At 62.8% G+C, this 16,849-nt stretch carries 12 protein-coding genes and 2 pseudogenes; 6 read left to right on the plus strand and 8 right to left on the minus strand.

Going from position 1 to position 16,849, the window contains the following annotated elements; genetic code table 11:
• Positions 1-525: 525 nt before the first annotated feature.
• The 3 genes from AWB83_RS04750 (at position 526) to AWB83_RS04760 (ending at position 5,724) form a co-directional block, all read left to right on the plus strand.
• Positions 526-2,922, plus strand: coding sequence for a phosphoketolase family protein (locus AWB83_RS04750; protein ID WP_087043076.1), 2,397 nt, complete (start codon positions 526-528; stop codon positions 2,920-2,922).
• A gap of 160 nt (positions 2,923-3,082) precedes the next feature.
• Complete coding sequence (locus AWB83_RS04755) at positions 3,083-4,786, plus strand: DUF3300 domain-containing protein (RefSeq protein ID WP_087043077.1); 1,704 nt, start codon at positions 3,083-3,085, stop codon at positions 4,784-4,786.
• Positions 4,787-4,797: 11 nt separating this feature from the next.
• A complete protein-coding gene (locus AWB83_RS04760) occupies positions 4,798-5,724 on the plus strand; it encodes a DUF2950 domain-containing protein (RefSeq protein WP_087043078.1) in 927 nt (308 codons plus the stop codon).
• A gap of 171 nt (positions 5,725-5,895) precedes the next feature.
• Here AWB83_RS04760 and AWB83_RS37060 read toward each other — a convergent pair.
• Both AWB83_RS37060 and AWB83_RS04770 read right to left on the minus strand, forming a co-directional pair.
• Positions 5,896-6,407 (minus strand): annotated as a pseudogene (locus tag AWB83_RS37060) (porin); the annotation flags it as partial.
• 250 nt (positions 6,408-6,657) lie between these two features.
• Positions 6,658-7,062: a helix-turn-helix domain-containing protein gene (locus tag AWB83_RS04770; RefSeq protein WP_087043079.1), complete on the minus strand. Its 405-nt coding sequence runs from the start codon at positions 7,060-7,062 to the stop codon at positions 6,658-6,660.
• 720 nt (positions 7,063-7,782) lie between these two features.
• Between AWB83_RS04770 and AWB83_RS04775 the strand changes: the two genes are divergently transcribed.
• Both AWB83_RS04775 and AWB83_RS04780 read left to right on the plus strand, forming a co-directional pair.
• Complete coding sequence (locus tag AWB83_RS04775; protein ID WP_087043080.1) at positions 7,783-8,250, plus strand: hypothetical protein; 468 nt, start codon at positions 7,783-7,785, stop codon at positions 8,248-8,250.
• Between the two features lie 113 nt (positions 8,251-8,363).
• Positions 8,364-9,318 (plus strand): annotated as a pseudogene (locus AWB83_RS04780) (SulP family inorganic anion transporter); the annotation flags it as partial.
• Here AWB83_RS04780 and AWB83_RS04785 read toward each other — a convergent pair.
• From AWB83_RS04785 to AWB83_RS04810, 6 genes are all read right to left on the minus strand, one after another.
• Complete coding sequence (locus AWB83_RS04785) at positions 9,262-10,356, minus strand: DUF2955 domain-containing protein (RefSeq protein WP_087043081.1); 1,095 nt, start codon at positions 10,354-10,356, stop codon at positions 9,262-9,264. The pseudogene AWB83_RS04780 and the gene AWB83_RS04785 overlap by 57 nt on opposite strands.
• 8 nt (positions 10,357-10,364) lie before the next feature.
• Positions 10,365-11,492, minus strand: a complete 1,128-nt coding sequence (locus tag AWB83_RS04790) for an HlyD family secretion protein (protein ID WP_087043082.1) — start codon at positions 11,490-11,492, stop codon at positions 10,365-10,367.
• Positions 11,489-12,997, minus strand: a complete 1,509-nt coding sequence (locus AWB83_RS04795; RefSeq protein ID WP_244197572.1) for an efflux transporter outer membrane subunit — start codon at positions 12,995-12,997, stop codon at positions 11,489-11,491. Before AWB83_RS04795 ends, AWB83_RS04790 begins: the two co-directional genes overlap by 4 nt.
• A gap of 88 nt (positions 12,998-13,085) precedes the next feature.
• Positions 13,086-14,186, minus strand: coding sequence for an AI-2E family transporter (locus AWB83_RS04800; protein ID WP_087043083.1), 1,101 nt, complete (start codon positions 14,184-14,186; stop codon positions 13,086-13,088).
• Positions 14,187-14,255: 69 nt separating this feature from the next.
• Positions 14,256-15,428: a monovalent cation:proton antiporter-2 (CPA2) family protein gene (locus tag AWB83_RS04805; protein WP_087043084.1), complete on the minus strand. Its 1,173-nt coding sequence runs from the start codon at positions 15,426-15,428 to the stop codon at positions 14,256-14,258.
• 34 nt (positions 15,429-15,462) lie between these two features.
• The gene (locus AWB83_RS04810) at positions 15,463-15,846 is read right to left on the minus strand and encodes a hypothetical protein (protein WP_087043085.1); all 384 of its coding nucleotides are present in this window, start codon (positions 15,844-15,846) and stop codon (positions 15,463-15,465) included.
• 380 nt (positions 15,847-16,226) lie between these two features.
• On the opposite strand from AWB83_RS04810, the gene AWB83_RS04815 reads away from it, so the two are divergent.
• Positions 16,227-16,817, plus strand: a complete 591-nt coding sequence (locus tag AWB83_RS04815; RefSeq protein WP_087043165.1) for a BPSL1445 family SYLF domain-containing lipoprotein — start codon at positions 16,227-16,229, stop codon at positions 16,815-16,817.
• The last annotated feature ends 32 nt before the right edge of the window (positions 16,818-16,849 follow it).

A 16,849-nucleotide genomic window follows, 5' to 3' on the forward strand; every position in this document is an offset into this window, starting at 1 on the left:
TGCGGATACTGCGGGGTTGACTGCCGGAGACCGTATGCAGGACTCCATCCTGGACCCGATACCTCAAATGTCGATAGATTCGCGACTCTCTGTGATCGAATGCAGACAACCGCTGGGCGCGCTTCAAGAGAAGTTTCGCCAACATTCACATACTAGCCAGTTCGAGTTCTTCGCGACAGGTTGCGCAAACAATCGTAGAAAGGCGTAGGCGGTCTTCGCACCACGTCGTGCCGCAAACCGTTTCGGGATCACGCGGTGGATTCCGGCGAAAGCGCGGGCGCAACCCTTTCGGAAACTTCCTGAGCCGAACGCCTTTCAGACGACGCCTAAGTACGATATCGCGTTCCAAACTTGAATTTCAAGCGAGTCCATAGTATCGACTGACTATGAAGACGCGGCTCAATGCGCCGGGCATCACGAGCGTCGCTCAGTGATGCAAAGCCAAACAGCGATTTGCGCTGGGAGGCCGCCTGAATCAGGCGACACGCTTTTACGATGTACTTTCGATGGAAAGGAGACGTCGTTATGAGCAAGGATTCCAGCGCCGAACCGCCCCGAGCAGCCGCGCTCGCGGGCGACGACTTACGTCTGATTGATGCATGGTGGCGCGCCTGCAACTATCTTTCGGCGGGCATGATCTTTCTCGTCGACAATCCGCTTCTACGCGAGCCGCTGAAATCAGAGCACGTGAAGCATCGCCTGCTCGGGCACTGGGGCGCGAGCCCCGCGTTGTCGTTCGTGTGGGCGCATTTGAACCGCGTCATCAAGCGCGACGATATCGACGTGATCTTCATGGCGGGCCCGGGCCACGGCGCACCCGGCGTGCTAGGTCCGGCGTATCTTGAAGGAACGTATTCGGAGGTGTATCCGGACAAGAGCGAAGATGTCGAAGGCCTGCAGAAGTTCTTCAAACAATTTTCGTTTCCCGGGCATATCGGTTCGCACGTGACGCCCGAAACGCCGGGATCGATTCACGAAGGCGGCGAGCTCGGCTACAGCCTGTCGCACGCGTATGGCGCGGCGCTCGACAACCCCGACTTGATTGTCGCGTGCGTGGTCGGCGACGGCGAAGCCGAAACCGGACCGCTCGCCACGGCATGGCATTCGAACAAGTTCATTAATCCCGCCCGCGACGGCGCCGTGCTGCCGATCCTGAATCTCAACGGCTACAAGATCGCCAATCCGACAATTCTCGCCCGCATCAGCCATGCGGAATTGGAAGCGTTGTTCGTCGGCTATGGGTATCGGCCGTACTTTGTTGAGGGATCCGAGCACGAAGAGATGCATCGGAAGATGGCTGAAACGCTCGATGCCGCCATCGCCGAGATTCACGCGATCCAAGACAAGGCGCGCAACGAGAAGGAAACCGAACGGCCGCGCTGGCCGATGATCGTGTTGCGCACGCCCAAGGGCTGGACCGGCCCGAAGGAGATCAACGGACATAAGGTGGAAGGTTCATGGCGCTCGCATCAGGTGCCGTTCTCAGACGTGCATACCAACCCCGCGAATCTCGCGATCCTCGAGAGCTGGATGCAAAGCTACAGGCCCAACGAACTGTTCGACCAGACTGGCCGGCTGCGTGAAGAGATCCGCGCGCTCGCACCCACCGGAACGCGGCGCATGAGTGCGAGCCCGCACGCCAACGGCGGCGTGCTGCGCAAGCATCTCAAGCTGCCCGATTTTCGCGACTATGCTGTCGATGTCGGACAGGCGGGCAAGATCCAGCACGAGAACACCCGTCCGCTCGGCGCGTTCCTGCGTGACGTCATGCGCTGCAACATGAATACCTTCCGCGTGTTCGGTCCCGACGAAACGGCTTCGAACCGCCTGCAGGCAATCTACGAAGTCAGCAAGAAGGTCTGGATGGCCGACCTGCTGCCCGAGGACGAGGACGGCGGCGAACTGTCTCGCGACGGCCGCGTGATGGAGATGCTTTCCGAGCACACGCTGCTGGGCTGGCTCGAAGGTTATCTGCTATCTGGAAGGCATGGCTTCTTCCACACCTACGAAGCCTTCGCGCATGTGATCGACTCGATGTTCAACCAGCACGCGAAATGGCTCGATATCTGCAAGAACCATGTGCCGTGGCGCGCGTCGGTTTCGTCGCAGAACATTCTGCTCTCGTCCACGGTATGGCGGCAGGACCATAATGGCTTCTCGCATCAGGATCCGGGCTTTATCGATCTCGTCACGAACAAGAGCCCATCGGTCACGCGCGTGTATCTTCCGCCCGACGCCAACACGCTGCTCGTCGTTGCCGACCAGTGCCTGCGCTCGAGCGATTGCATCAACGTGATTGTCGCGGACAAACAGAAGCACCTGCAGTTCACGACGATCGATGAAGCGATCGTGCACTGCGCGAAAGGCATGGGCGTGTGGCGTCGCGCGAGCAACGATGAAAACGACGAACCCGACGTGGTGATGGCCTCATGCGGCGACGTCGCGACGCAGGAAGCGCTGGCCGCGACCGCCATCCTGCGCGAGCGTTTGCCGGAGCTCAAGCTGCGCTTCGTGAACGTGGTCGACCTGTTCAAGATGCAACCCAACACCGAACATCCGCATGGCTCCAGTGTGCGCAATTTCGAAAGCCTGTTCACGCTCGACAAGCCCGTGATTTTTAATTTTCACGGTTATCCGTGGCTGATTCACCGGCTCGCTTACCGCTTCCGCAATCATGAAAATCTGCATGTGCGCGGCTATAAGGAGAAGGGCAACATCAACACGCCCCTCGAACTCGCGATCCTCAATCAGGTTGACCGTTTCAATCTCGTGATCGACGTGATCGACCGCGTGCCGCGTCTGCGCGACCGGACCGCGCATTTGAGAGAGGACATGAAGAACGCGATCATCATGCACCTTGATTACGCGCATACGCATGGTACGGACAAGCCTGAGATTTCCGAATGGGTCTGGCCATTCTGAATGCGCCGCATACATAACCTTTCGGAGCGTGACGATGCGGCGCCCGCTCAACGACCTGCACGGCGCGCAACCGTGCTGTCGCTTCGCCGTCAGGGCTGTAAGGAGAGCCCGTTGCGACGCTTCAACGATCGATTTGCCGCCGAACCGGAGGAATGAGGGAATGGCCATCGCGACAAGTATCGTGCGACTACTGAGCGTCGGCTTCGGCTTCGGCGTCGTCGTTTTGGCGGGCTGTCAAAAGCAGGAAAGCCAGCCCGCACAGACCCAGCCGGCATCGGCGGCCGGACCCGCTTCCGCTCCCGCATCGGCGGCAACCGCGCCGCTTCCTCCACTCCCCGCGTCGGCAGTCGCGTCGGCGCCCGCGTCGGCAGCCGAGCCGGTTGCACAGCCCCAAGCCCAGCAATACCCGCCCGAGGAACTCGAGGCGCTGGTGGCACCGATCGCGCTCTATCCGGATTCGCTGCTGTCGCAGGTGCTGATGGCGTCCACGTATCCGCTCGAAGTCGTGCACGCGGCGCGCTGGGTCAAGGACCATCCCAACCTGAAGGGCGAAGCCGCAGTGAAGGCGGTTCAGGACCAGTCGTGGGATGTCAGCGTCAAGTCGCTGGTGGCGTTCCCTCAGGTGCTCAAGCCGATGAACGACAAGCTCGACTGGACCCAGCGGCTCGGCGACGCGTTCCTTGCCCAGGAGAAGGACGTGCTTGCCGCCGTGCAGCGGCTCCGGATTCGCGCGCAACAGGCGGGACACCTGAACTCGAACCCGCAGCAGAAGGTGATCGTCGAAGCGCCTCCCGCCGGCGGCCAGCCCGCGCAGCCTGCTCAGGGCGGTCAGGCGGTCCAGGCGCCTCAGACCATCGTGCGCATCGAGCCCGCCGATCCGCAGGTCATCTATGTGCCCTCCTACAGCCCGACGGTCGTCTATGGCGGCTGGAGCGCACCGGCCTATCCGCCGACTTACTGGCCGCCGTATCCGGCGTACTATCCCGGCGCCGCGCTCGCGAGCGGCTTCGCATGGGGCCTCGGGATCGCCGCCGCCGGAGCCATCTTCGGCGGCTGCAACTGGAACAACGGCGACGTGAACATCAACGTAAACAAGGCGACGAACATCGATCGCAACTTCGACCGCACCAAGGTCGAAGGCGGCAGGTGGCAGCACGATGCGCGGCATCGCCAGGGCGTCGCTTACCGCGACAACGCGACCCGCGACAAGTATTCCCGGGGCGTACAGGGCGCCGACGCCCGCCGCGATTATCGCGGGCGCACGGGCGGCGCGCAGGAGCGGGCCGGCGTGACCGATCGTGCGGCGGGCAATGCGGGCGCCGCGAATCGCGCAGACCGCACGAACAATGCGAACGTCGCCAACCGGGCCGGCGCGGGCAATCGGGCCAACACGTCCGATCGCGGGGCGGCAGCGGGCAACCGCGCGCAGACGCCCAACCGCAACGCCGCGGCAGGCAACCGCGCGCAGACATCGAATCGAAGCGCCGAGGCTGGCAATCGCGCGCAGACGGCGAATCGAAGCGCCGAGGCTGGCAATCGCGCGCAGACGGCGAATCGAAGCGCCGAGGCTGGCAATCGCGCCCAAGCGTCCGACAGAAGCGCCGCAGCCGGCAATCGCGCGCAGACCACGCCGAACCGTGGCGGCACGGCGGGCGCGCAGGGCAATTTCGGCGGCGGCGGCGGCGGATACTCGGGCGGCGGCCGCGACACCGCGTTCCAGGGCGTGGGCGGCGGTGGCGGCGCAGCGCAACGCGATCACAACCGCGGGCGATCCAGCGTTCAATCGTCGAGCTTCAACCGTCCGAGCGGCGGAGGCGCCCGCGGCGGCGGTGGCGGCGGCGCTCGTGGCGGCGGCCGGCGCTAAGGAGAACGACCATGAACGGACTTCCGCCTGTCAGCCGTGCCTTCGCCAGATGGCGATCGTCGCTGGCGCTCGTGCTGGCGCTCGGCCTCGCGCCGCTCCCGGCCATGAGCGCGCAGTCGTTCTTCCCGTCTCCCGATGCGGCGATGGACGCCTTTGGAACGGCCGTCGCCAACAATGACGAGGGCGAGCTGAAGGCATTGCTCGGCGCCGATTTCCGGCAGGTGATTCCACCGGCCGGCGCCGAGCTCCGCGAGAAGTTTCTGAGCGAGTGGCAGGCGTTCCACTCGGTCGAGGCGAACGGCAGCGAGCATGCCCAGATCGCGGTCGGCAAGGACGGCTGGACGCTTCCCATTCCGCTCGTGAAGACGGCGCAAGGCTGGCACTTCGACATGCGCGCAGGCGCCGACGAAATGCGCCTGCGCCGCATCGGGCGCAACGAACTCGCTGTGATCCAGACGATGCTCGCGATCTACGATGCGCAGCGCGATTACGCCTCGGCGTATCGCGACGGCGCCAACGTCTATGTCTACGCGGACCGGTTCACGAGCACGCCCGGCAAGCACGACGGACTGTACTGGCGGACCGGCCCCGGCGAGGATCCGAGTCCGCTCGGGCCGGCGTTCATGAGCGCGGGCGCGCGCAACGCGGCGCAGAGCGGCTACTACGGCTATCACTACAAGCTGCTTCGCGCGCAGGGGTCGCATGCGCCGGGCGGTGCATACGATTACATGGTCAACGGGCGCCTCTTCGGCGGCTTCGCCGTCGTTGCATGGCCGGCCGATTACGGCGACACGGGCATCAAGACCTTCATGGTCAGCCACGATGGCCAGGTCTACGAGCGCGACCTGGGTCCGGATACCGCGAACAAGGTGAAGGAGATGACGAAGTTCGATCCGGGCCCAGGCTGGGACAAGGTGTCAGAGCAGACGCTGCCGTGAAAGCAAGTTAATGTGCAAGCGACGACTCAGACGACAAAACAGTTCATCGAGGATGGATGGCCGCTTCTTCGGCTTCTTCAGTTTGAGTCAGCCACTCGCCGGCACCTGACGTTCGCGGACCGCCCGAAACCGTGAATGCACTGGGCGTCGGCGAATTCATGGGCGTTGGGTTCAGAACCGGTGACGTAAGCCAACGGTCGCCTCAATCTGGTTTTTCGTTGATGCAGGCGAACTCGCACCGTTGATCCAAGCAACACCCGAGGGCGAATTGCTGCTGGTGCTCACACTTTGCCACGTGCTTTGGATATAAACGTCTGTGCGTTTTGAGAAGCTATCGTCCGCTAGCGCGCTCACCTGATTCCAGTGCGGAGCGCCGCTACCGACGTTTTCTCCGGCGCGGGAATATGTATAGGCCGCGGCCAGCATTACGGCCGGTGTCAGCGCGTAACGCAGGTTTGTGTTGAGTTGGAGTACCGGCCGAGTTGTTCAGGTGCAAATAACCAGCGCCGAAGTTGAGCGGCCCCCACATGTATGACATGCCGAAGCTGTAAGCCCGATTGTTCGCGAAGCCACCTGCTTGGTTCGAGAAACCGTACAAGGCACCTAACTTGAACCGCTGCAAAATCCGGACTCCGGTACTTCACCGAGTTGTTAATTTGTAACGAGTCATTCAGATCGTCGACGCCGAGTGTTCAGTAATCCAATCTAAATTTATGAGACGCATTGGCGAAGCTCCGCGATCGAATTTTCAGCGCAGGGGACTATCGCGTATGCATAGACCGCCTGCAATGACCTGCAGCATTATTTGACTTCTCTGAGCCGTTTGCAATACTAGAAGGCGGCGCGTTTAGCAGTGCGCGCGCTACCTTGCGTCGTTTATGTTCGCCCGTCTGCACGACGGGCGTTTTCTCGGCTTGTTGATCGAACTTCCGTCTATCTCCGCGACTTTGACAGCACATGTCCTAGTCCCAGGTTTGTCGCTAACTGCCAAATGTAGACGCGCGAGAATCGGACGCCAAACCTCTGCTCAATCAACATCCTCACTCGCGCGTTCGTCCAGACATCACTCTCAAAACCGTAATTCTTGGCGGATTCTCGGAGCGCGCCCTCAAGCCACGTCATCCCTTCCTTGCCAAGAACGGATCCCCGTCCACCGACACTGAGGCAGTTCAACGCTGCGATGCCTCCTGCCCGAAAAAGCGCGCGGTATCGTCGAACAGTTGGCCGCGACAAGCCGAGCGCGCCCACTACTTCCTGATCGGAGGCGCCCTGCTCGAACATGCGAACGGCCTCAATCCGTCGGATCACTGTGGGCCTCTCGCTGGATTTCTTCCGCATCGAGCGCTCCCTAGTCGAGGACTCGAATCGCCGCTCACTACTGCTTTAAGGCGTGGGATGTCCTCTTCGATCGAGGGATGAGACTAGTTAATGCGGAAAACCAATGCCATTACGTCCAAGAGCTAGAGGGATACGTCGGTTGACGCAATAAGTCAAACAGCGACGGTGCGGATGCTATCCGGGCGACGATGTATTTCGTCCTACTACTATTTAAATAGGCACAGAATTTCGTTTCATTTGAGCGCTCACAAAAAACTTTGCGGAAGCGGAAAGCGTTTGCTAGCATTTAATCAATCTGTATGGCTGACCGTGCTACCTACGCTCGCTTCCCAGCGAGCTACCGTTCGCCATTTGGTCTCCGGTGAGAGGCGCCCGCCGCGTTGTACAAGACTACGGGCAGGCCATATGAGCAACTCGTATGCGAGCTAACCTACGGCGCGTGAGTTTGCAAATCCGCGAGCAATACGAGTGCGTCTCAGTATGCCAGTTTGACCACAGCTTCCGATATTAATCGAGCGCGCTTCATGTGGTGACGCGTTGCTTCGCGGTGCTTTATAAATCATGCAATCCTAATCAAACTACCCTGTTTATAAAAAGGCAATCAATTTATGATTTCAGCGGCCTTCTTTTTTGAATCGCGCATGACTAACATTGCCGGCCGAGTAGGGTCAAGACGATCTACGCTCCAGCGTCTATAGATTATCGTTCGAGGAGGATTTCATGAATGCACAAGTTATTGCGAGCCTGGTCGCCATGCTGCGAGCAGCCGCGGCGTCGCGCACACTGGTTCCGTACAAGCGGCTACATGCAAAGTTTGATGAATGCATTCCTCTGGCACTCCGATATGACGCGTTGGAAAAAGCCGCATCGACACTGGCCGACCTTAAGACATTGGATTATGGCGTTTTGCTGACGTTAAACAACGGTCTTCCGGGTGACGATTTCTTTATGCGTGTCAAGCGTTTTCGGAGGGACGAGTATGAGGCTGTTATGGGCTACAGTTCGACCGGACGATCAATAATCAAGAGACGAATGATCGCGCTTCCTGAGCGCGAGCGAGTGTTCGAACATGCGTTGACGAACAACGTCAAGACGCCACCTTCTTTCGCCAAGGTTCACGACCAAAGTGCCTGCCACACTCCTCGTGCGAATATCCAAGATGTGACGCTTCGGCGACAGGCCTTTTGAGCGAGCGTCAACTTAAGGGCTTTCCTGTACGAAACACTGCCAATCAGTCCTTGCACCCGCGTACGCGTGGCGACATCGCGCGCGGGTGGCTGCGCCACGTGCCGGGCGTGGCCATGCTCAGGAGCTATCGCGCGGGCTGGCTAAGAAACGATATCGTCGCCGGTCTCGTGCTGACGACGATGCTCGTGCCGGTCGGCGTCGCGTATGCCGAGGCGTCAGGCGTGCCCGGTGTGTGCGGCCTGTACGCGACCATCGTCCCGCTGCTCGCCTACGCGATCTTCGGTCCGAGCCGCATTCTCGTGCTCGGCCCCGATTCGGCGCTCGCCGCGCCCGTGCTCGCGGTCGTCGTGCCGAGCGCATCGGACCCTTCGCGCGCGATCCGCCGTGGCGGGCATGATGGCGATCGTCTCCGGTGTCGTCTGCGTGGTGTTCGGGCTGCTGAAGCTCGGCTTTGTCACGGAGCTGCTGTCGAAGCCGATCCGCTACGGCTATATGAACGGCATCGCGCTGACGGTGCTCATCAGCGAGCTGCCGAAACTCTTCGCGATTTCCCTCGAAGATCAGGGACCGCTCCGCGACATGGTCAACCTGGTCAAACCCGTCGCGGCCGGGCAGTCGAACTGGTACAGCTTCGCCGTCGGGGCGGGCAGTCTCGTGCTCATCCTGCTGCTCAAGCGCTTCGACAAGGTCCCCGGCATCCTGATCGCCGTCGTGCTGGCGACGCTTTGTGTAAGCGTGCTTCAGCTCGACCGCGCCGGCGTCAAAGTGCTTGGAACGATTCTGCAAGGACTGCCCGCGTTCTCGCTACCTTGGGCGAGCGGCGTGGATATCGTCAGGATTGTGCTCGGCGGCTGCGCGGTCGCGCTGATTTCCTTCGCGGACACGAGCGTGCTCTCGCGTACTTTCGGCGCGCGCTCCAACATGCGCGTCGATCGAAATCAGGAAATGATAGGGCTCGGCGTCGCCAATCTCGCGACCGACCTCTTCCAGGGCTTTCCGATCAGCAGCAGTTCATCGCGCACGCCCGTCGCCGAAGCGGCCGGCGCGAGAACGCAGGTGACCGGCATCACGCTCCCCGTCGGATGCGGCAGGCGGGGCGCGATCGAGCGGCCCGTCGAAGATCATCAGCATCGCCCACGCGTACAGCGTGACCGCGATGAACAGCCCCATGCGCACGGCGAACGCTGTGTAGACGTCCTTGCCCGCCGCGCTGTCCTGAACGGACTGGCCGAGCAGGATGATCATCGTGACGAGGCTGTTCACCCAGAAGCCCGGCGAGTGCCGCGTCGGATCGAGGCCATATAGCCTGCGCCCGATCAGCAACCCGAGCAGCAGCATCCAGAGGAAGAACATCCACAGGTGCGCGAAGAGCCTCAGCGCAAACCAGAAGGCGATCGCGAGCAGCCCGCCCAGCAGCGTGGAGCCGATGAGTTCCCGCGCGGCCGTGCGCGCCGTCGCGGTGCAGCTCTGTCTGCCCAGGCTCACGGACTTCATGATGATCGGCATAAAGCTCGCCGGGTCCGTCATCGCAAGCAGATACGCCGGCATGACCACGAGCGCCGCGCGAAGCGCGATGCGCATGGCGTCTTCAGCGGACATGACCCGCGCGGCAGGCTGTGGACGCGCGCCGGGGGCTTCGGGAAGCAGCCAGTGCGTCAGTGCTGCAACGAGCACGGCGAGCAGCAGACCCTTCACCAGCGCGCCGACGACCGTGACGGCCACCTGGAAGTCCGCCACGCCCGCGGCGGAGATCATCGTGACCCCCGCCACCAGAAAGGTCGCGACGAGATTGTTTCCGCCACGCATTCCGTAGCGAAACGCGAGGACGAGCAGCAGCCCGACGAGCATCACGCCGGCGAACGCGTAGTGCCTGAGCAGCGGAACGAGCAGGAGTCCGGTGCTCGTGGTCAGCATCACGATCAGCGCGAGCATCAGGCCGGCCCTGAACGACAGCGGCCGGCTCTGCGTCGCGAGCAGGAACACGGCGAAGACCGGCGCGATCACCGGAATCGACAGATCGAGCGCGAAGCTCGCCGCGAGGCAGAGCGCCGTCCCGGCGGCCATGCGCATCGTACGTCGGCCGAGAAGCCGGAGCCTGTTTTCCATGAACGTGTTCAGTAGACGTAGGAGACCCAGCTCATCACGCAAAAAAACACGCGGCCGAGCGGATTGAGCGGATTGCCGTCGCTCGGAAACGCCATCACCTTGGCCTGCCCGCCTGCGCGCATATTGTTCAGACGCGCCCGTTCACCCTGATCGAACTCGACGATCACCGGAAAGCGTTGCGCCGGACGCAGCCAGTCGCGGCTGTTCTGCACGGTGGGAAGACTGCCAGGCGGCGTGCTCTGCCCCACGCTCACGCCGAACCCGATGCTGCGAATCCTTCCCTTGAAGACTTCCCCCGGCAGCGCATCCAGCGCGATAGCCACGGGCGTGCCGGGCGTGAGATGGCCGAGATTGTTCTCGGTCATGTCCGCGCTGATCCAAACATCGCGGATCGCGATCAGCGTCATCACCGCCTTGCCCGCCGCCGCGAACTGGCCGACTTCGGTGCCGAGATCGGTGATGATGCCGCCCGTGCGCGCCTTGATGCGCGTATTGGCCAGATCGAGTTCGGCCTTTTCGAGCGCGGCGGCGGCACTGCGCAACTGCGCGTTCTCCGCTTCGACGCCGCCCTGCTGTTCTCGCGCGCGCTCGACTTCCGCGCGCGCCGCGACAACCTGGCTTTGCGCCTGCTCATACGTCGCGCGCGCCACTTCGAGGCGCCGCAGCGAGATCGTGCCCTCGTCCTCGCGGTAGAGCCTTTCGAGCCGTTCGCTGTCCTGCCGCGCCTTCACCTCGTTCGCGATGGCCGCACGCAACGAGGCACGCGCCGAATCGATGCCGGCCGTACTCGCGCCGATCTGGCGGCGCATGGTTTCGAGATCCGCCCGCGCGCGGTCGGCGGCGATGCGATACGGCTCGCCGTCGACCTCGAAGAGCACGTCGCCCGCGTTGACCTCCTGGTTGTCGTGCACCAAGACGCGCGTCACCCGGCCCGACACTTCGGCGGCGACGGGCACCACATAGGCCTGCACGCGCGCCTGTTGCGTATAAGGCGTGAAGCGGTCGGCCAGCAGATACCAGATCAGGCTCACGACGATCACGCCGACGACCCACTTCACCGCCCTGCGCGACGGGTCGGCCGCCGGCGACGGTTGCGGCGGCGGTGCGGCTTCGGGCGGCTCGGACGTTTCGCTCACCGGGACGCTCCTTCGGAGGGGAAAGCCGCGGCGGACGGCACGCTCGCATCGTCCAGCAGGTCGCCCCAGTCGGTGCGTTGTTGCATCTGCCGGCGCGTCGCCGCATCGATGAGCGGCTGGCGCGTATTCCAGCCGCCGCCCAGCGCCTTGTAGAGCGCGATCAGGCTGGACACCGCGTTGCGCCGGTTGACGACATACGCGTCCTGCTGCGCAAACAGCGCGCGCTGCGCATCGAGCACGCGCTGGAAGTCCGAATACCCTTCCCGATAGATGGTGTTGGCGAGCGTCAGCGAACGCCGCGCGGCGCCTTGCGCGTCGTTCAGGATGGTGTCGCGCCGCAATGCGGCGGTCAGCGCGGTGGCGGCGTCATCGGCCTCGCGCGCCGCCTCGCGCACCGTGTTCTGGTAGGCCACGGTCAGCTGCTGCAGGCGGGCGTCCTGAACGCGCACGTTGTTCGTGATCCTGCCGTGATCGAAGACGTTCCAGACGACACTGGGGCCGGCGGCCACGGCCAGCGTATTCGGCGACCCGGTGAGCGAGCTCGCGCTCCAAACGAGCGTGCCGAGCAGCGACACGGACGGATAGAAATCGGCCTCGGCGAAACCGATGAGCGCCGACTGCGCGGCCATCTGATATTCGGCGGCGCGCACGTCGGGGCGGCGCAGCAGCAGGTCGGCGGGCACGTCCTGCAGCACGGCGCGGTCCACGAGCGGAATCACGCCCACCTTGCCCGACGATTCGTCGAGCTCTGGCAGCGGGCCGGGCGGACGCCCCAGCAGCATCGACAGCGCGTGCCGCGCGAGCACGATCTGGCTCTCGAGATCCGGGATGCTGCTCAGCGTACCGAGATACTGCGTCCTCGCTTGCTGCAGATCCAGTTCGTCCGTCTCGCCGGCCTTGAAGAGCTTTTGCGCGATGTCGAAGCTGCGCTTTTGCAGCTGTGCATTCTCGCGTGCGATGCGCAGACGCGCTTCGGCCGTGCGCAGCGAGAAATACGTATCAGCGACCTGGGCGTGCAGCAGGATCAGCGCGGCGTCGCGGTTCGCCTGGGCGGCGAAGAATGCCGCGTCGGCCGACTCGATCGCGCGGGCGAAGCGCCCCCAGAAGTCGAGCTCCCATCCGACGACGAAGCCCGCGCCATATTGCAGGTACGCGCCCGAGCGGGTATTGAATCCATCCGAGCGCTTGCGCGCCGAGGCGAGCACTTCGGCACTCGCCTGTTGCACCTGAGGGTAGCGTCCCGCGAGTGCGATGCCGAGCTGCGCGCGCGCCTCGATCACGCGCAGGCCGGCGATCTGCAGATCGCCGTTGCCGGCGTCCGCCGCTGCGATCAGACGCCCGACGCTCTCGTCGCCGAAGACCTCCCACCATTGCCGGACATCGGGCTGCGCCGTCTGCCGGGTGACCTGATCGATCGTCGCGCTGGTCCAGTGCTCGCTCCAGCCTTCGTGTTGCGGCTGAAAGTCGGGGCCGACGCGCATGCAGCCGCTCAGGTATCCGCTCATGCATCCGGCGATGCAGACGCGGAGCAGGAGTGCAGTTCCATGGGCGCGCATCGAAGGCGGCGGCATGAGGTCGTCCGCGCGGCGTGCTTCAGGGCTGCTCGGGGTTTTGCACGGGCTCCGCTTCCGGCTGGTCTCTCACCCACCGCCAGAACAGCTTGTACGCCACCGCAAGCATCACGGGTCCGATGAACAGACCAATCACCCCGCCCGTCACCATGCCGCCAAGCGCGCCGATCAGCACGACCGGCATCGGCACCGCGACGCCGCGCCCGAGCAGCAGCGGCTTGAGCACGTTATCGGCCAGACCGGCGACGAAGACATAGACCGAGAAGATGATCGTCGCCGTGCTCACGCCCTTGGTCACGATCACGAAGATGATGACGGGCACCGTGATCAACGTGGCCGGCAACTGCATGATCCCGATGAGCAACACGGCAAGCGCGAGCAGCCCCGCGGCGGGAATCCCCATGATGATGAACGCGACCCCGATCAGCAGCATCTGGATGAACGCGATCCCGACCACGCCCTGCGCCACGGCGCGGATCGTGGCGGTGCACAGATCGGCGATCTGCTGCCCGTTCTCGGGTCCGGAGATGCGGGATGCGATCTGCACCGCGCTGTGATAGCCCTTTTCTCCGTGAGCCATGAAAATGCCCGCGACGATCAGCGCGAGAAAGAATACGAGCAGCCCCGCACCGAGACCGGTGACCGTGCCGAGCAGCGCGAGACCGGCTTCCTTGAGCTGGGGTGCGAACCGCTGCGCGAGCCCCGTCAGATCGGTGGACGCCTGCGCCCAGAAGTCGAACAGCCGTCGACCCACCAGCGGCCACGCGGCCACCGATTCCGCGGGCGGCGGAATATTAAAGCTGCCGCTCCGGAAGACGGCCATCGCCCGCTCGATCGAATTGGCGACCGCGACACCGAGCAGATAAGTCGGAACGAGGATGACGACGAAGGCCACGAGGATGATCAGTGTGGCGATCAGGCCGTCCTTGCCCGGAAGCGAGCCGCGCAGTCGAGCCTGAATCGGATACAGCGTGATCGCCAGAATCAGCGCCCAGACCATCAGATCGAGGAACGGGACGAAGACCCGGAAGCAGAAGACGGCCAGAACAGCGACGAGCCCGGCGCGAATAAGAACGTCGAGCAGTTCTCTGGAAAGCGTGCGTTCGGTAATCGACGATAGCATTCCTGCCTCCTCGTAACCAATCTCAAAGAGCCTGGCGAGCGATGTCGCGCCTACGGCTCGAAAAAACAATCAGTTCGTTCCCGACAGCCCGTGCACGCCGAAAAGCCGGCGATGCACGAGCAGCAACAGAGGCGTCGATACCATCGAGAGCGCGACGACGAGCGTCACCAGCGACGCCTGGCGCTGATCGATCACGCGCGCAGCCAGCGAAGCGGCCATCACCACGAACGCAAACTCGCCGCCCTGCGAAAGCAGAATCGCGAAGTAGATGCGCTGCGGGGCCGGAACCTGGAAGCGGTTCGCCAGAAACCCCTGCGCGATCGCCTTGATGCTGACGAGTGCCACGACGAGCACCGCGACCCGTAAGGGCTCGCGCGTCAGCACGCTAAAATCCATCGACATGCCCACCGCGATGAAGAACAGGCCGAGAAGCAGCCCCTTGAACGGCGCCATGTCGACCTCCACCTCGTGGCGATAATCCGAATCGGCGAGCAGCACGCCCGCGATGAACGCGCCGAGCGACATCGAAAGATGAACGCTTTGCATCAGTAAAGCGATGCCGATGATCCAGAGCAATGCGAACGCCGTGAAGATTTCCGGAACGCCGGTGCTTCTGATCAGACGCAGCACAATGTGCAGCAGATAGCGGCCTGCCAGCGCGATCGCGCCGAGCATAGCGAGCGCCTTGAGCGCCACGAGCCAGCCGGGCTCCGCCGCAGGCATGGGCACGCTAGGGCCGAGCAGCGGCAGCAGCGCGATCAGTGGAATGGCCGCCATGTCTTGAAAAAGCAGAATTCCGAATCCGGCACGGCCGGTCGGCGTGTCCATCAGCTTGCGCTCTTGAAGCTCGAACATCACCATTGCCGTCGATGACAGTGAGAGCGCGAGTCCACCCGTCAGTGCTATTCGCCAGGGCAATCCCAAGACCACAAAAATGCACAGCAAGGCCGCAGTGCAGACGGCCATCTGCATGGCGCCGTAGCCGAAGATTGTGCGGCGCATCGCCCAGAGCGCGTCGATACGCATCTCCAGTCCAATCACGAACATCATCAATACGATGCCTAGCTCCGAAAAGTGCAGGATCGCGTCGACGCCGGTGACGAGTTCGAGCGCCCACGGACCGATCAAGACCCCTGCCAGGAGATAGCCGAGCACTGCGCCAAAGCCCAAGCGGACCGCGACCGGCACGGTGACCAGCGCGGACGCAAGAAAGATCACGACGTCGATCAGCAACTTTGACATGCATCGTCCTCCCTTCCGCCTTGATTTGATCGGACTATTTCGCCGGCTCCGAGGCACCGCAATTCATCGCCGATTCGTTCACGTTCTTCAGCGACACGATCAGCCGGCTTCCCGTATTCGCCGTGATGACGTGCCCATAGCTGACCGTCGGAATGAATTTGATGTCCGGAGACACCGCAACGGGAGGTTTTTGCCCGCCATCGACCGTTAGGTCCAGTTCCACGGTAACCTTGTCGATGGTCACGCCGTAGTTTTGCGTGCGTGTAGCCTCGGCCTGCTTGAAGTCGCAAAGACCCTTAAGGACATTTTCCAGCGCCGTGGGTATGTCGACCGGCTTACCTGGCGGAATGGGCGGCGTGTTGCAGCCCATGACGAAAACTGTTGAAGCTAGCACAGCAAGCGAGACGTGAGCGCGCATGAAACTCCCCAGTCATTGCAAACGGCCGATATCTGCCCTTGACGTGCGTTACCGCGGTTGCGCAGTGACGCACCGCAACACGGCACTGAGTCCGATTGATGTGCACGTCGTACACGAGGGCGGGAGTTCATGACCGCAGCCGCCCGGTTTGTAACATCGATACCTTGAGAATGCGGCGCGCGCAAGAGCGCCGCTCATAGAAGGCTAATCTGCTTGTAATTTCCGGCGTTCTGTCGAAGATGTGGCCAAACGATCGGCAAGTTAGATTTCCTGCCTATCATCGACAGATCGTCTCCGTGCGCCGTTCCAGCTGTGCTATAAATGTGCAGGCAGCTTGCTTGTGCCATCTCGCGTACTCGAATTCCACGATGGAGACAATGATGCAGAGACGGAACTTCATGCTCAAGTCGACCGCCGTTCTTGCGCTGGGAGGTCTTGCGCTTGCCGGTTGCTCCGCCAACAGGAACGCTGGAACCGAGCAGGCTGCGGGCGCCGCTGATCTGCGTCGCTCAATCGACGCGGACGTCGACAGCACGCTGCAGCGTCTCTATGCCACGGTTGGTGGTTCGCGCGAACTGGTCGCAAAGGCGAGCGGCGTGCTCGTGTTTCCGTCCGTGATTCAGGCCGGATTCGTTGTCGGCGCGCAGTATGGCAAAGGCTCGTTGCGCGTTGGTGGTCACACCGTCGGCTATTACAGCACGACTTCGGGCTCGTTCGGTCTACAGGCGGGCGCTCAATCGAAGGCGCTGATCTTCCTATTCATGACACAGGATGCGCTCAGCAAATTCCGTGATTCCGACGGCTGGTCTGCCGGGGCTGACGCCTCCGTGGCGCTCGTTAGGATGGGCGCAAATGGCGCGATCGACACGACCACGGCCACCAAGCCGGTTCAGGCGTTCGTGCTCACCAACGCCGGCCTGATGGCCGATGCTTCGCTACAGGGAACGAAGGTATCGCGCCTGACGGAGTAAGTGCCACGCCGGACTTGTGGTGTTGCGCCCGT

The sequence above is a fragment of the Caballeronia ptereochthonis genome (genome assembly GCF_001545075.1).
GTDB lineage: Bacteria > Pseudomonadota > Gammaproteobacteria > Burkholderiales > Burkholderiaceae > Caballeronia > Caballeronia ptereochthonis.

What these genes read in the sequence shown, in the direction of transcription:
- AWB83_RS04785 (WP_087043081.1), bottom strand. Translation starts at nt 10,356, where the DNA reads ATGGAAAACAGGCTCCGGCTTCTCGGCCGACGTACGATGCGCATGGCC.
- AWB83_RS04810 (WP_087043085.1), bottom strand. Translation starts at nt 15,846, where the DNA reads ATGCGCGCTCACGTCTCGCTTGCTGTGCTAGCTTCAACAGTTTTCGTC.
- AWB83_RS04760 (WP_087043078.1), top strand. Translation starts at nt 4,798, where the DNA reads ATGAACGGACTTCCGCCTGTCAGCCGTGCCTTCGCCAGATGGCGATCG.
- AWB83_RS04805 (WP_087043084.1), bottom strand. Translation starts at nt 15,428, where the DNA reads ATGTCAAAGTTGCTGATCGACGTCGTGATCTTTCTTGCGTCCGCGCTG.
- AWB83_RS04770 (WP_087043079.1), bottom strand. Translation starts at nt 7,062, where the DNA reads ATGCGGAAGAAATCCAGCGAGAGGCCCACAGTGATCCGACGGATTGAG.
- AWB83_RS04795 (WP_244197572.1), bottom strand. Translation starts at nt 12,997, where the DNA reads ATGAGCGGATACCTGAGCGGCTGCATGCGCGTCGGCCCCGACTTTCAG.
- AWB83_RS04775 (WP_087043080.1), top strand. Translation starts at nt 7,783, where the DNA reads ATGAATGCACAAGTTATTGCGAGCCTGGTCGCCATGCTGCGAGCAGCC.
- AWB83_RS04800 (WP_087043083.1), bottom strand. Translation starts at nt 14,186, where the DNA reads ATGCTATCGTCGATTACCGAACGCACGCTTTCCAGAGAACTGCTCGAC.
- AWB83_RS04755 (WP_087043077.1), top strand. Translation starts at nt 3,083, where the DNA reads ATGGCCATCGCGACAAGTATCGTGCGACTACTGAGCGTCGGCTTCGGC.
- AWB83_RS04750 (WP_087043076.1), top strand. Translation starts at nt 526, where the DNA reads ATGAGCAAGGATTCCAGCGCCGAACCGCCCCGAGCAGCCGCGCTCGCG.
- AWB83_RS04815 (WP_087043165.1), top strand. Translation starts at nt 16,227, where the DNA reads ATGCAGAGACGGAACTTCATGCTCAAGTCGACCGCCGTTCTTGCGCTG.